The organism is Dyella sp., from assembly GCF_051954575.1.
GTDB lineage: Bacteria > Pseudomonadota > Gammaproteobacteria > Xanthomonadales > Rhodanobacteraceae > Dyella_B.
Map to the genome: position 1 here is coordinate 32,310 of NZ_JBQCHP010000025.1, position 14,088 is coordinate 46,397.

14 protein-coding genes are annotated in these 14,088 nt (G+C 61.3%); 10 read left to right on the forward strand and 4 right to left on the reverse strand.

The genetic code is table 11. From position 1 onward, the window contains the following. Positions 1-2: 2 nt before the first annotated feature. Entirely contained in the window at positions 3-164 is a 162-nt protein-coding gene (locus tag ACTHNE_RS02920) for a hypothetical protein (protein ID WP_324945690.1), read from the reverse strand. Positions 165-441: 277 nt separating this feature from the next. Between ACTHNE_RS02920 and ACTHNE_RS02925 the strand changes: the two genes are divergently transcribed. The 8 genes from ACTHNE_RS02925 to ACTHNE_RS02960 all read left to right on the forward strand — a co-directional run bounded on the left by ACTHNE_RS02925 (position 442) and on the right by ACTHNE_RS02960 (position 10,628). Beyond that, on the forward strand, positions 442-1,953 hold the full coding sequence (locus ACTHNE_RS02925) for an efflux transporter outer membrane subunit (protein ID WP_440268535.1): 1,512 nt from the start codon (positions 442-444) through the stop codon (positions 1,951-1,953). Continuing rightward, positions 1,950-3,290 carry an efflux RND transporter periplasmic adaptor subunit gene (locus ACTHNE_RS02930; RefSeq protein WP_324945697.1) on the forward strand — a complete coding sequence of 447 codons (1,341 nt, stop codon included), beginning with the start codon at positions 1,950-1,952 and terminating at the stop codon, positions 3,288-3,290. Before ACTHNE_RS02925 ends, ACTHNE_RS02930 begins: the two co-directional genes overlap by 4 nt. Before the next feature lie 261 nt (positions 3,291-3,551). Further along, positions 3,552-5,087: a DHA2 family efflux MFS transporter permease subunit gene (locus ACTHNE_RS02935; protein ID WP_440268536.1), complete on the forward strand. Its 1,536-nt coding sequence runs from the start codon at positions 3,552-3,554 to the stop codon at positions 5,085-5,087. A 108-nt stretch (positions 5,088-5,195) separates the two neighbouring features. Then, positions 5,196-5,588, forward strand: a complete 393-nt coding sequence (locus ACTHNE_RS02940; RefSeq protein ID WP_324945704.1) for a response regulator — start codon at positions 5,196-5,198, stop codon at positions 5,586-5,588. A 74-nt stretch (positions 5,589-5,662) separates the two neighbouring features. Further along, positions 5,663-6,559: a non-homologous end joining protein Ku gene (ku, locus tag ACTHNE_RS02945; RefSeq protein ID WP_324945706.1), complete on the forward strand. Its 897-nt coding sequence runs from the start codon at positions 5,663-5,665 to the stop codon at positions 6,557-6,559. A 100-nt stretch (positions 6,560-6,659) separates the two neighbouring features. After that, on the forward strand, positions 6,660-7,523 hold the full coding sequence (locus ACTHNE_RS02950; RefSeq protein WP_324945709.1) for a DUF72 domain-containing protein: 864 nt from the start codon (positions 6,660-6,662) through the stop codon (positions 7,521-7,523). Positions 7,524-7,823: 300 nt separating this feature from the next. Next, positions 7,824-10,397 carry a DNA ligase D gene (gene ligD / locus ACTHNE_RS02955; RefSeq protein ID WP_324945712.1) on the forward strand — a complete coding sequence of 858 codons (2,574 nt, stop codon included), beginning with the start codon at positions 7,824-7,826 and terminating at the stop codon, positions 10,395-10,397. A 27-nt stretch (positions 10,398-10,424) separates the two neighbouring features. Next, positions 10,425-10,628 (forward strand): hypothetical protein, encoded by a 204-nt coding sequence (locus ACTHNE_RS02960; protein ID WP_324945715.1) that lies wholly within the window; start codon positions 10,425-10,427, stop codon positions 10,626-10,628. A gap of 341 nt (positions 10,629-10,969) precedes the next feature. Here the strand turns inward: ACTHNE_RS02960 and ACTHNE_RS02965 are convergent, their stop codons facing one another. Further along, positions 10,970-11,479: a DUF6496 domain-containing protein gene (locus ACTHNE_RS02965; RefSeq protein WP_324945718.1), complete on the reverse strand. Its 510-nt coding sequence runs from the start codon at positions 11,477-11,479 to the stop codon at positions 10,970-10,972. Between the two features lie 72 nt (positions 11,480-11,551). Continuing rightward, positions 11,552-12,025 (reverse strand): DUF421 domain-containing protein, encoded by a 474-nt coding sequence (locus ACTHNE_RS02970; RefSeq protein WP_324945721.1) that lies wholly within the window; start codon positions 12,023-12,025, stop codon positions 11,552-11,554. A 188-nt stretch (positions 12,026-12,213) separates the two neighbouring features. Between ACTHNE_RS02970 and ACTHNE_RS02975 the strand changes: the two genes are divergently transcribed. Beyond that, positions 12,214-12,414: a hypothetical protein gene (locus ACTHNE_RS02975; RefSeq protein ID WP_324945724.1), complete on the forward strand. Its 201-nt coding sequence runs from the start codon at positions 12,214-12,216 to the stop codon at positions 12,412-12,414. A 315-nt stretch (positions 12,415-12,729) separates the two neighbouring features. Here ACTHNE_RS02975 and ACTHNE_RS02980 read toward each other — a convergent pair whose 3' ends face one another. Then, on the reverse strand, positions 12,730-13,233 hold the full coding sequence (locus ACTHNE_RS02980; RefSeq protein WP_440268537.1) for a DUF4142 domain-containing protein: 504 nt from the start codon (positions 13,231-13,233) through the stop codon (positions 12,730-12,732). A 192-nt stretch (positions 13,234-13,425) separates the two neighbouring features. Here ACTHNE_RS02980 and ACTHNE_RS02985 point away from each other — a divergent pair, with 192 nt between their 5' ends. Beyond that, positions 13,426-13,938, forward strand: a complete 513-nt coding sequence (locus tag ACTHNE_RS02985) for a hypothetical protein (RefSeq protein ID WP_324945729.1) — start codon at positions 13,426-13,428, stop codon at positions 13,936-13,938. Positions 13,939-14,088: the final 150 nt, after the last annotated feature.

Genomic DNA, 14,088 nt, shown 5'->3' on the forward strand with positions numbered 1-14,088 from the left:
AATCAGACGCCCTGTGCGGCCTTGCACTCTTCGTGCCCGCAACTGCATTGCGTGCTTTCCGCACGCAGCTTGTCGGCCTGGTTGCAATGGTCGCTGCAATACTGCTCGGCCTCAGGCACCTTGCATTGGCAGGGGCCGTACTCGCATTTGTGATCGATCTGCATGCCGAGGTCGCCTCTTTAATCGCTGCGGAAGCTCACCGCCAGGCGTGCACGATGCGATGTTGGCGGTTTTTATGAAGTGAAAATGAGATCGCCGTGATGGAGACATCGCGGGAAGAATTCATTTGTTTTCGCGTCCGCCGGATGCAATCTTCAACACGCGATCGCGTGAACGCCGCAAATCACATCATCACCACGCCCGTGCAGGCTACATACCCGCTTCCCCTCTCCAGACATCGGAGAGCAAGCCGTAGCAGTGCGTGGACTCATGGTGGTAGACATGCCAACGCCGCAACGGATACGCGGCCGCTGGCGGCACGGATGCCCGCTTCTTCTCGGTGTTTCGTTGATCGCGGCCTGTGCGCCGCCAGCGCGACCGCCGCAGTTTGCGCCGCGGGAACAGGCGCCGCTGGCGGGTACGCCAACCGGCCAGGCAAGCTGGCCGCAGGACGAATGGTGGAAGCGCTACCACGATCCACAACTCGATCGCCTGATGGACCTGGCCACCCGCGATTCGCCCGATCTGGAACAAGCTCAAGCACGCTATACCGCCGCACAGCGCGCGGTCGATGCGCAAGCGGCGCAGCTCAATCCGCAAGTGCGCGGCTACTTCGATGCCGCACATGCGTACAGCAAGATCGATACCCATATGCCGGCGGGCGCCGCAGCAAGCTCACAAAGCATCCACATCAATCCCGAGCATCACTGGGCCAACGATGGACTGGGCGCCGCGCTGTTTACCTGGGATCTGGATCTGTGGGGCAAGCAGAAAGCTGCCGTCGCGCAAGCGATCGGCCAGGCCAATGCGGCCAAGGCCGAACGCGCGATGGCGGCCAATTCGCTGCATTACAGCGTCGCGCGCAGCTACTTCGATTGGCAAAACCAACAAGCGCGGCTCGCGCTCGCCAAGCAGGCAGCACAGCATGCCTCGACATACCGCACGCTGGAAGCGATGCGCGTACATGCAGGTCTGGACGATCCACAGCTGCTCGACCGCGCCGATGCGCAAGTGGCCGAGCAATTGCGCAATCAGGCATCGCTGGAAGGCGCCAGCGCATTGGACATGGCGCAGCTCGCCGCGGTGACCGGCGTATCCGTGCAAACCTTGGGCACGCTGCAAGCCTATGCGCTTCCTGCCACCAATGCTGACATACCGCCCTATGCAGGGCTGGAACTGATCGCGCGGCGGCCGGACATCGTCGCCAGCCGCTGGCAGATCGAAGCCTCCGTAAAGGGCATCGATTCGGCGCGCGCTGCCTATTATCCGGACGTAAGCCTGCTGGGGCTCGGCGCGTACCTTCGCCTGTATCCCAATCTCGGTTCCGGCATGCGCGCCAATGCGCTGCTCGGCAATGTCGGTGCATCGATGAACCTGCCGATCTTTTCCGGCGGCCGCCTGAAGGCGCAACTGGAAAACCAGCAGGCGCAGTTGGACGAAGCCGTTGCTTCCTATAACCGTACCGTGGTGCAGGCGGCGCACGACGTCGCCGAACAGGTCACTACCCTGCAGCAGTTGCGTGCTGAGCAAACGCAGATCGAACGTCAGCTTGCCGACGTCGATTCGCAGAACCGGCGTGCGGACCGGCGCCGCCGCCAGGGGCTGGACGATGACCGCACCTGGCTCGGCCTGCAATTGCAGCTCGATCAGCAACGCGATGCGCAAGTGCAGCTCGACGGCCAATTGCTGGCCACCCATCTGGGCTTGATCTACGCGCTCGGCGGCGGCTACCACGATGCCAACGTGCCGGCTCTACCCGCCGGCCGCGCCACTGCACAGGACGCTTCGCAATGAGTCCCCACGACAGTCCTCACCACGAAAGCGAGCATCAGGACGAACATCCCGGCGAATACAGGTACCGCTACAAGTATCTGTACAAATACGGCGACGAGAAGGACGAAAAAGACGGCAAGCCCTCCGAGGGCGACAAGAAACAGGACGAAGGCAAAAAGGACAAGCAGCACAACGGCGATCAGGATCCGCAGCAGCAACGCAAGAAGAAGCGCAAGCGCATCATCGTCATCGGCATCATCGCCGGCGTGTTCGTGCTTGCCGGGCTGATCTGGCTGCTGCTGTACCTGTTCGTCTTCAGCAAGCGCGAAACCACCGACGATGCCTACGTGCGCGGCAATCTGGTTACCATCTCGCCGCGCGTGCCGGGCACGGTGGTGGAAATCGCGGTGGATGAAACCGAACGGGTGCATGCCGGACAGGTGCTGCTGCGTTTGGATCCAGCCGATGCGCAGGTCACGCTGATGAATGCGCAGGGCCAGCTCGCCCAGGCCGTGCGCAATGCGCAGCAAGCGCTGGAGCAAGCCGCCGAAGCGGATGCCGCGGTGGTGCAGCGCCGCGCGCAATACGAAACGCAGCGCGACGACTACCAGCGGCGCTTTCCGCTGGTAGGCGCGAACGCCGTATCCAAGGAAGAAGCCTATAACGCCGGCCGGCAGATGCGCGCCGCCCATGCCGCACTGGAACAGGCCGAGCGCCAGGCATCCGCTGCGCATGCACAGGTAGACGGCACGGACGTGCGCACGTTCCCTGCGGTGGTGCAGGCACGCGCGCAGTTTCGCAATGCATGGATCAACAGCAATCGCGATGCGATCGTCTCGCCCATCGACGGCATTGCCTCGCGCCGGCAGGTGCAGGTGGGTCAGCGCGTGCAGCCCGGCCAGGACCTGCTCACCATCGTGCCGCTGTCGGATCTGTGGGTTGACGCCAACTTCAGGGAAACCCAGTTGCAGGACATCCGCATCGGGCAGCCGGTGGAGATCACCACCGACATGTATTCGCACGCGACGTATCACGGCAAGGTCGTCGGCTTCAACGCCGGCACCGGCAGCGCGTTCTCGTTGCTGCCGGCTGAAAACGCCACCGGCAATTGGATCAAGGTGGTGCAACGCCTGCCGGTGCGCATCTCGCTGGATCCGAAGGAATTGCAGCAGCATCCGCTGATGATCGGCCTTTCCACCTACGTGAAGGTGGATACGCACGACCACCGCGGCACCATGCTGCAGACGCAGGTGCGCAACAAGCCGCTGATGAGCACCGACGTGTACGAGCGCGAGGTGAAGGAAGCGGACGAGAAGGCCGAGGCGATCATTCGTGCGAATACGGTGTATACGCCGTGAAATACTCCCCTTTCCGCGAAAAGATCCGTTGTACCTCAACGTCATTCCGGCGAACGCCGGCACGCGGGGAGAGCACAGGGATGTGCTCGGCCTTGAGGAGCGAGGAATCCAGTTTAAATATGCCGTGCGAAGCACACGGGATATATATGTTGAGTGCTGCGCACAACATGCTTTTACTGGATTCCGGCGTTCGCCGGAATGACGATCGGACAAGCTCGTGCCTCCCCCAAATAAGCAGGCATCGACAGGCGGAAGCAACGCATGCCTGACGCATCCTCCAAACCACCCCTCACCGGCGGCGCACTGGTGCTGCTCACTGCCGGCGTATCGCTGGCCACCTTCATGGAAGTGCTGGACATTTCCATCGTCAACGTAGCCGTCTACACCATCTCCGGCAATCTCGGCGTCAGTCGCACCGAAGGCACCATGGCGATCAGCGCCTATTCCATGGCCAGCGCCGTGATGCAACCGCTCACCGGCTCGATTGCGCGGCGCTTTGGCGAGGTGCGCACGTTCGCGTTTTCGGTGCTGCTGTTCGTGGTGTTTTCCAGCCTATGCGGGCTATCGGCGAACATGGGCATGCTGATCGTGTTCCGGCTGTGCCAGGGCGCCGTGTCCGGCCCGATGGTGCCGCTTTCGCAAACGCTGCTGCTCAACAACTACCCGCCGGACAAACGCCCGATCGCGCTGGCGCTATGGGCGATGATGGTGGTGGTGGCCCCGATCTTCGGACCGATACTCGGAGGCTGGATCACCGACAACTACAGCTGGTCGTGGATCTTCTTCATCAACATACCGGTCGGCGCCTTCGCGTTGCTGATCACCTACATGCTGCTGCGCGATCGGGAAAGCAAAACCTCCATCGTCAAGATGGATGGCCTGGGCCTGTTCCTGCTCGCCGTCGGCGTAGGCTCGCTGCAATTCATGCTCGACAACGGCAACGACTACGACTGGTTCAATTCCAAGATGATCCTCACCCTCGGCCTGATCTCGCTGGTGTGCCTCACCTTCCTGATCGCCTGGGAGCTGATGCACGACCAGCCGGTGATGGATCTTTATCTCTTCAAGCGCCGCAATTTCGCCGTCGGCGTGCTGTGCCTGTTCACGGGCATGTTCGCCTTCTTCGGCGGCACCGTGGTAATGCCCAACTGGGTGCAGCAGGTGATGTCCTATACCGCCACCTGGGCGGGTTTCGCGGTGGCGCCGATCGGCATCCCGGCCATTTTCATGTCGCCGCTGGTGGGCAAGTTCCAGCACAAGATCGACATGCGCATCATCATCACCACCGGCTTTGCGATCTTCGCCAGTTGCTCGTACTGGATGGCCCACTACAACGCCGATGTGAGCTATTTCAAGCTGGCCTTGCCGCGCATGCTGATGGGTTGTGGCATTGCGCTGTTCTTCGTGCCGGTGAATCAGGTGATCCTATCCGGCCTGCCGCCGGCGAAAGTCGCCAGCGCGTCGGGGCTGGCCAATTTCTTTCGCACCATCGCCATGAGCGTGGCCACGGCGGTGAGCACCACGCTGTATTCCCATCGCAGCATCTACCATCACGCGGTGCTCAGCGAGCACACGCACACGGACGCGCGCTCCACCACCGAAGGGCTGGCCCGCATCCAGGCATTGGGCTTGAAGGACGGATCGGTGTACGCAGCGCTGAACCAGATGCTCAACAACCAGGCCGCCACGCTGGCCATTAACGATGTGTTCTGGTGCTTCAGCCTGATCTTCCTGTTCGCCATGGTCGCGATTTGGTTCGCAAAACCGCCGTTCGCATCCAGCGGGCAGGCAGGCTGAAGCACACGCTGACACATCTACGACATTTTCTTTTCACACCCAGGTCACCGTCCAAGTGAAAGATGCTGAAGGGGGAATTGCAGGACGCCGTGTTGAACGGAGGCGAGGATGCACGTGCTGCTCGTCCAGGACGATCTGGATACCCGCGACTTGCTGCAGCATGCACTGAGGAAGGAAGGTCACGAGGTGTTCCAGGCTTTCGGGCCCACCGACGCGTTGCGGGTTACGCGCGTGCATCCAAATATCGACGTAGTGTTCATGGACCTGCCCCATTGGCCCTGGCCAGCGATGATGACCTTGGCGCAGGAACTGCGCCAGCGCCTGCCCGATGGGCATTACATCCTGGCCTCAGGCGACTGGGACACGCATGCGTCCTCCTGCCAGAAAGACATGACCATGTTGCGCAAACCCTATGGCAAGCAGGATGTTTTGCGCGCCATCAGCATCTGCACCGGCAAGGCATGCGCGGTGTTTGCCGGCTCGCTGCAGCGCGAGGCGTGACCCAGGCGCAATTTGTCGCCGGCATCACGTGTCATCCGGAATAAAGAAGATCCTTTCCCGAGCCGGAGGCAGTCATGGCGCGCCCGATCTGGACTGGCAATCTCACCTTCGGCCTGCTCAACGTGCCCGTTTCGCTGATGTCGGGCGAACGCGGCACCGACCTGCACTTCCGCATGCTGGACAGCCGCAACAAGGCGCCGGTGCGCTACGAGCGCGTCAATGCCGAAACCGGCGAGGAAGTGCCGTGGAAGGAAATCGTCAAGGCCTTCGAGTACAAGAAAGGCAATTACGTCGTGCTCGAGCCGGAGGACATCAAATCCGCCTCGAGCGAAAACCGTGAATCGGTTGAGGTGGAAGCCTTTGTCGAGGCGGCGGACATTGGTCCGGAATATTTCGAAAAACCCTATATCCTGGTGCCCGGCAAGAAGGCCGAGAAGGGTTACGTGCTGCTGCGCGAAACGCTCAAGCGCACCGGCAAGGTCGGCATCGCCAGGGTGGTGATTCGCACGCGCGAATACCTTTCCGCTGTGATTCCCCGCGAGCATGCCTTGATCCTGGTACTGATGCGTTTTCAACAGGAACTGGTCGACGCCGAGGAATTTTCCATTCCTTCCGAAGACATCAAGCATTACCGCATCAGCGAGCGCGAGCTGTCGATGGCCGAACAGCTGATCGAATCGATGACCAGCGAATGGCGCCCGGTGGAATATAAGGACGACTTCCGCGATCGCCTGCGCCAGGTGATCGAGAAGCGCATGAAGTCCAAGGGCGCCCTGGCCTCCATCGAAGAGCCCGAAGCCGAGGAAGCTGAAGCAGCCACCAACGTGGTCGACTTCATGGCGCTGCTCAAAAAGAGCATCGATACCAAGAAGCGTACGCCGGCGGAGAAGGCGGAGAAGACGCCTGCGCGCAAGGCGGCGAAGAAAGGCAAGGCGACCAAGAAGAGTGGTGCGCGGCGCAAGGCAAGTTGATGTGAACGATGATCCGCATATCCTCCACATCGTCATTCCGGCGAACGCCGGAATGACGATGTGGCAGACCAGCATGCCCTGCTAGTGACGGAGCTCCCACATGGCAAAAACCCGCATCGGCATCTCCGGTTGGCGCTACGCTCCCTGGCGTGGCGTGTTCTATCCCGAAGACCTGCCCCAGCGTGAAGAACTCCACTACGCCTCGCGCCAGTTCAATACCATCGAAATCAATGGCAGTTTCTACTCGCTGCAAAACCCGACCAATTACCAACGCTGGTACGACGAAACGCCGCGCGGCTTCGTTTTCGCGGTCAAGGCGCCGCGCTATATCACGCATATCCATCGGCTCAAGAACGTCGAGCAGGGCCTGGCCAATTTTTTCGCTTCCGGCGTGCTGGCGCTGCGCGAAAAATTCGGCCCGATCCTGTGGCAGCTTCCGCCGAGCTTTCGCTACGACGAAGAGCGGCTGGAAACCTTCTTTTCGCAATTGCCGCACGACAGCGAAACGCTCGCCGCGGTGGCGAGGAATCACGACCGCACCATCGCCAAGGCGCTGGTCAAGGCCGACCGCAAGCGTTCGATACGGCACGCCATGGAAGTGCGGCATACCAGCTTTGTCAACGAAACCTTCATTGCGCAGCTTCGCCGCCATGGCGTGGCCCTGGTGGTGGCCGATACCGCCGGCAAGTGGCCGTTCCTGGAAGACGTCACCGCCAGCTTCGTGTATATGCGCCTGCATGGCGACAAGGAGTTGTACGCCAGCGGCTATACCAATGCAGCGCTGAATCGCTGGTGCAGGCATATCGACGCATGGCGGCGCGGAAGCGAACCGAAAGACGCCACCCGCTGCAGCAACACGCCACCGCGCAAGCGTGCCGGTCGCGACATCTATTGTTACTTCGACAACGACACCAAGGTGAAAGCGCCATTCGATGCGCGCAAGCTGGCGGAAAAGCTGGGCTGATCCGGAACTACTCCCTCCCCTGCGAAGTAGGGGAGGGTCGGGGTGGGGTGAAGCAACCTCGCGATGAAAGTGAGTGATACGGCAAGCTCGAACAACCCCACCCCAGCCCTCCCCTGCAGGCAGGGGAGGGAGCAAATCATGGCAAGCAGAGACATTCATCCAAAGCCGTCAAAGCGCACACCGAATCACCGAAATCAAAACCCACCCAACATCCTGGTCACATTCAGTTGCCCTGTCCTTGACATATGCCGTTGCAAGTTACCGTTGAGCGCATCCGTACGGCCTGCCAGCGGAGCAACCGTGACCCTTCGGGAATACCAGCGTAAACGCAATTTCGAAAGCACCCGGGAGCCCAAACCCGATGCCGCCATTCCCGAGGGAAGCCGCGCGCTGTTCGTGGTGCAGCTGCATCACGCCAGGCGCCGCCATTTCGATTTTCGCCTGCAGGTAGGCAATACGCTCAAAAGCTGGGCAGTGCCCAAGGGCCCCAGCTACAACCCGCAGGTGAAGCGCCTCGCGGTGGAAGTGGAAGACCATCCGGTGGCCTATGCCGATTTCGAAGGCGACATCGAGGAAGGTTACGGCAAGGGCCACGTCGATCAGTTCGATCGTGGCGTGTGGGCCACCGACGGCGATCCACAAGCGCAGCTGAAGAAAGGCCATCTGCATTTCGAATTGTTCGGCACGCGTCTCAAGGGAAGCTGGCACCTGGTGCGCAGCAGCCGCAGGGAAAGCAAGCAGCCGTGGTTCCTGATCAAGGACAAGGACGCCTTTGCCGGCGAGATCGAAGCCGACGATCTGCTCGACGCGAAGATGCGCGACAGCACGCGCAAAGCTGCCAAGTCGGCAAGCACGCGCGCCGCGGCAAAAAAATCGACCGCACGCGTGCGCAAGCCGCCCAGCGGGCGCAAGCTCAGCAAGAGCACCCTGATCAACCAGGCCAAGGCGCTGACGCATGCCAAACAGGCTGCGCCCAAGGCAGAGTTCTTTCCGCCCGCATTGACCCAGCTGCGGCTGGAACCGCCATCCGGCGACAACTGGATCCATGAGGTGAAGTGGGACGGTTACCGCATCCTCGCCACCATCGCCAAAGGCAAGGTGGCGCTCTGGTCGCGCAATGCACTGCGCTGGGACGAGAAGATTCCCGACATCCTGCAGGCGATCCAATCCCTAGGGCTCGATTCGGCGCGTCTCGACGGCGAATTGATCGCCACCGACAGCCGCGGGCACAGCGATTTCAACGCGCTGCAGAAAACGCTATCCGGCGAGTCGCAACATCCCTTGGTCTATGTGTTGTTCGACCTGCCCTACTTCGAAGGCTACGACCTGTCGCGCACGCCGCTGCTGGAACGCAAGACCCTGCTGGAGCGCATGCTCGGCCATGGCCGCCGGCATCTGGCCTTCAGCTCGCACACGCAAGGCGATGGCGCGCAGGCCATGCAGCATGCGGTGGAATTTCATCTGGAAGGCATCGTCTCCAAGCGTATCGACTCGGGCTATCACGCCGGGCGCAGTGGTGACTGGATCAAGGTGAAGCGCCTGGAAGGCGACGAATTTGCCGTCGTCGGTTATACGCCGCCGAAAGGCAGCCGCAGCGGTTTTGGTTCCTTGCTGCTGGCCAAGCCCGATCCGGAGCATCGCGACGGATGGCTGTTCGCCGGTCGCGTCGGCACCGGCTTTACCGACATGCTGCTGGCGAAAACCGCCGCCCTGGTCACCAAGAACGCATCGCGCAAGACGCCTTCGAATCTTCGCAACATCGATCCCCTGCTGCGCGATGCCTGGTGGGTCACGCCGCGCCTGGTGGTGGAAGTGAATTATCGTGGCATCGGCAACAACGATCTGTTGCGTCAACCGAGCCTGAAAACGCTGCGCATGGACAAGAACCCGAACGACCTGAGAAATGCCGACCGTGCGCCGGCGGCGCCCAAAGCCACAAAGACGGCAAAAAAAGCGCCGACCAAGACATCGGCAAGTACGCGCAGCGCATCCAACGGCAACGTCACGATCACGCATCCGGAACGCGTGGTCTATCCGGGCGACAACATCACCAAGCAGGACGTGGCCGACTATTACCAGGGCGTCATGCCATGGTTGCTGCGCGGCATGCTCGGCCGTCCGCTCTCCATCATCCGCTGTCCGGAAGGTTCGGAAAAAGCCTGCTTCTTCCAGAAACACCCGATGCAAGGTTTGCACCGCGTCGGGCTGAAGCGCTTGAAGGAGGAAAAAGGTTCGCAAGCGGTCTACATGTATGCCAAGGATGCCGATTCGGTGATGGAACTGGTGCAGTTCGGCACGCTGGAATTCCATCCATGGGGCGCCACCGCCGAGCAGCCCGACAAGTGCGATCGCGTGGTGTTCGACCTCGATCCTGCGCCGAAGGTGGGGTGGGAGCGCGTGGTCGCCGCCGCCCGCCTGCTCAAGAAATGGCTGGATCGTATCGGCCTACAATCCTTCCTGCGCACCACCGGCGGCAAGGGTCTGCATGTGGTGGTGCCGCTCAACCCTGGCTGCCCATGGCCGCAGGTCAAGGATTTTGCGCGCGCCATCGCCAGCACCATGGCCGCGGCCTATCCGGACGAATTCGTCGACACCGCCACCAAGGCCAAGCGCACCGACAAGATCTTTGTCGACTACCTGCGCAATGCGCGCGGCTCGACCAGCGTCACCAATTATTCGCTGCGTGCCCGCAAAGGCGCACCCGTCGCCACGCCGCTACGCTGGGAAGAACTGGCGAAGATCGAGAGCGGCGACGCGTTCAACATCCACACCCTGCCCAAGCGCCTGGCGCGGCTGCGCAAGGATCCATGGGAAGGCATCGACTCGGTCGAGCAATCACTCGACACCGCAATCGAGCAGTTGAAGCAAAGCTAGCCATCTTTTCGACCCGGAGGTTCGCACATGACGACCACGCTGGATAAACCCTTGAGACGCGAAATCGACGTGGAGGGACAAGCGTATACGGTGGTGCTCGATGCCCAGGGCATCAAGATCACGCGCAAGGCGCATCGCAAAGGCATCGAGCTGAAATGGAGCGATGTGATCAACGGCGATGCGGCGGTGGCGGCGGCCTTGAATGCATCGGTAGCAAATGAGCAGGGGTAGATTTCGCGATCTACCACGGTCGTCAATGGCCGATGGCGGTGGTTCCGCGACACCATCTCATGTAGCGGCATGCGAAATACTTTCTGAGTGAATCTCTCACCCGGACCCGATTAGCATCGAATCTCAGTTGCGCCCAAATGTATTCCCTCCCCTGCGCGCAGGGGAGGGCCAGGGTGGGGTTGCATGAGCTTGCCGCGCAACACAAGTTCATCGCGAGGTTGCCTGACCGCCCCAGCCCTCCCCTACGTCATAGGGGAGGGAGCCATCAATTGCGCAGCCGAGATTCGACGCCAATCAGGCTGAAGGAGGGAAAGGGACCCGCGCGGCACGTGACATGGACACTACGCCGCCTTCTTCCTCGTCCTCGCCGCCTTCTTCGCCGCCGCAGACCGACCGCGTGCACCCTTCGTGCGTGCCGCCTTCTTCGCTGCCGCCGAACGCGATGACGAACTGCGCTTGGACGCTGCACGCTTGGCATGCGCCGACAGCGAACGCTTCGAAGTTGCGCTCTTGCCTTCGCGCTTCAACGCACGCGACGAAGCGCGGGCGCGCTTGGCGCTCGAACGCTTGGTGGTGGCGCGCTTGCGGCTGGAAGTGGATTTGCCGGTGCTGGCACGCTTGCGCGTCGAGGACTTCTTGGAGCTGGACGACTTCTTGCGCGGCACCTTGACGCCGGCACGCCGCGCCTTGGAAAGGCCGATGGCGATGGCCTGCTGCGGCGAACGCGCGCCATGCTTGCCTTCGCGCACATGCTCGATTTCCTCATGGACGTATTCGCCGGCCTGCGTGCTGGGTGATTTACCTTGACGCTTGGCTTTGGCGGCCGCTTGTCGCGTTTTCTTCTCAGGCATGTCGTGTCTCCCATCTGTGCGGGCGAAACAGCTTTACTCGCGTTTGCGTCGATACGTTGTCAATGCAATCAATCAGGAATGCTTGCGAATGAAGGTGATGCGGCCATTCGGTTCCAGGCGTGCAATGCGAATATTGTGGGTGTCTTCCATACCCGCCGAATGCAAGGCGCGCCGAAACGCCGCCATGGGAAGACTGACGCTTTCCAATGACCCCGGCACGATGTCGCCTTCGTGCACCAGCACGGTGGGGTGCCCTTCCACCAGGCGATTGAGCCATGGCGAGCGCGTGCAGGCCCACGCGAGCGCGCGGTCAGCCGCAAGAATGGCTGCCACGGCGATCAGTCCACCGAAGAAGGACACGTCCGGCCCGAGAATGGAATTGCGCAGGGTGCCGCCGACCAGCACCAGCACGATGATGTCGAACGTGGACATGTCGCCGAACGATCGCTTGCCCACAATGCGCATCATGATCAAGGCCGCCAGATAGGCACCGATGCCACGCCATACGAATTCCCACCACGGCAAAGCCAGCTCGAACGTATTCATGTGACATGCTCCTGTTTCCCTGATACGCCGGCACTATGTCGCGTGCGCGGATGAGAAACCGTGGAACACATGTGAACGCCTGTTTTCATGCGCGCGCATGCGCTGCGATCGTCACAAGGAATTCCTTTCGCTTGCACACCTGCGCGCTCACAGTGAGCCTTACCGTTTCAAGGCGTGTTGGTGAAGTCATGAACCGTATCCATGCAGAAGTGCCGGCACCGGATCCCAAAACGCCACCCGCGCCGACACCGTCACCCGATCTCCCCGACCCCGGTCCGGAGCCGCCATTGCCGACACCGGAACGTCCGCCGCTGACCGATCCTGAACCGCCGCCGGCGCCGATCGGCGATCCGGTGGGTACGCCGCCGGTGCCGCAGGCGTTGATTTAAGTTCGCCGGATAAAGTTGCGTGAATCAATGGCTCCCTCCCCTGCTTGCATCTGAGTAGCGTCGAATCTCAGCAGCGCCAAAGATGACTACCACCAACCCCCACGGGCAGGGGAGGGGGGGGGTGGGGTCAAGCAATCTCGCGATGATTCGTGTTTCTCGGCAAGCTCGTGCAACCCCACCCTAACCCCTGCCCTACTTCGCAGGGGAGGGAACACATTCCGGCAAGCTGAGATTCGACGCCAATCAAGTGCTCGCAGGGGAGGGAGATGCATTTCGGTGCGCTCAGATAATCAACGCCAACCAGCGTTCACATCATCAAAGCGCATTCGCCAACGCCAGATGATGCTGCAGCGTCGTCAGCGTCCGCGTCGCGAAATTTTTCAAATCACCATCGTTGCCCGACGTCGATTCGGCCTGGAACAGCGCCACTGCATCGCGATGGTCCTTGACCATCATCGCCGCGAATGCGCTATCGAAATCCTTCCCGTGCAATGAACGCAACTTGGCGAGATTGTTTTGCTGTTCCTGCGTGGGTGTGCTTGCCAGGGTGTAGCCGTCTTTCTGCGCAATGGTCTTCAGTTCGCTGTTGGCCTTGCCATGATCGCGGATCATGGTTTCAGCGAACGCCTTGACCTTGGTCGATTGCGCTTGCGTCTGCGCCAGCCTGCTGGCCAGGATTTCGGTTTGTCCCGCCGCCGAAGCGTTCATCACGAAGCGGACGTCCTGTGCCGTATGCGCACCGGCCGCACCGACTGCCGGCACCGCGTTGGATGTGCCGCTTTGTGCGAGTGCGGACGAAACCGTCACCAACATAAACATGGGCACAATAAAGGCCTTGATGAGTCGCGACATGATTGCATCTCCAAAGCGGAAGGCGACTTCATAGTTAACATCGCCGGCGTGACTCGTGCGTATCCAGCAAGCGAACATGGGTATGACATGCTCCACTCACGCGCGGGTTATGCAGGCCGTCCTACAGTGCAGCGACGAACGACCTTGAGGAGGCACGTCATGGCCGAACTAGTCGTTGCCTGTTTCGCTACGCAATTCGACGCCAACGCCGCAGCAGAAAAGCTGCTGTCCCGCGGGCTGCAACGTGAACAGATCGTGTTGAGCTTCGACGAAAGCGTAGGCAAGTCGCCATCCAGCTCCAGTGCGCCGACCTCGGTGGTGTCCACCGCCAGCCACACCGGCCGCATGGATACCAGCACCGGCCGCGAGAAAAAGAAAGGCGGCTCGTCGTTGATCTCTGCTTCCCGCACGCCGACGCTGCCTGATCCGGCGCTGATCGGCCACACCACGCTGGTAGTGGAATTGCGCGGCGAGATGTCGATGGACGATGCCTGCGCCCTGCTCGACAACGCCGGCGCCAACTCCATTCGTGCGCATGAACACGTCAAGCGGCGCATCGAGGAGAACCCGGATATGTGGCCATCGATCGGCCGCGCATCGCGCGAAGACGTTCAGCGCAGCGTGGATGCCGCCAAAGGCGGTGCATCGCTGGACACGCGACGGCGTCGATGAATGACCCGTAGGTTGGGTTATCGCAGCGTGACCCAACGTGTTAGAAGCGGTTTTTGGGTTACGCTGCGCTAAACCAACCTACGAATTCAACACGCACGGCATTATTGCCGCGCTTACAGGCGCAAGCCGCGTGGTGTTAGCCAACGCTCA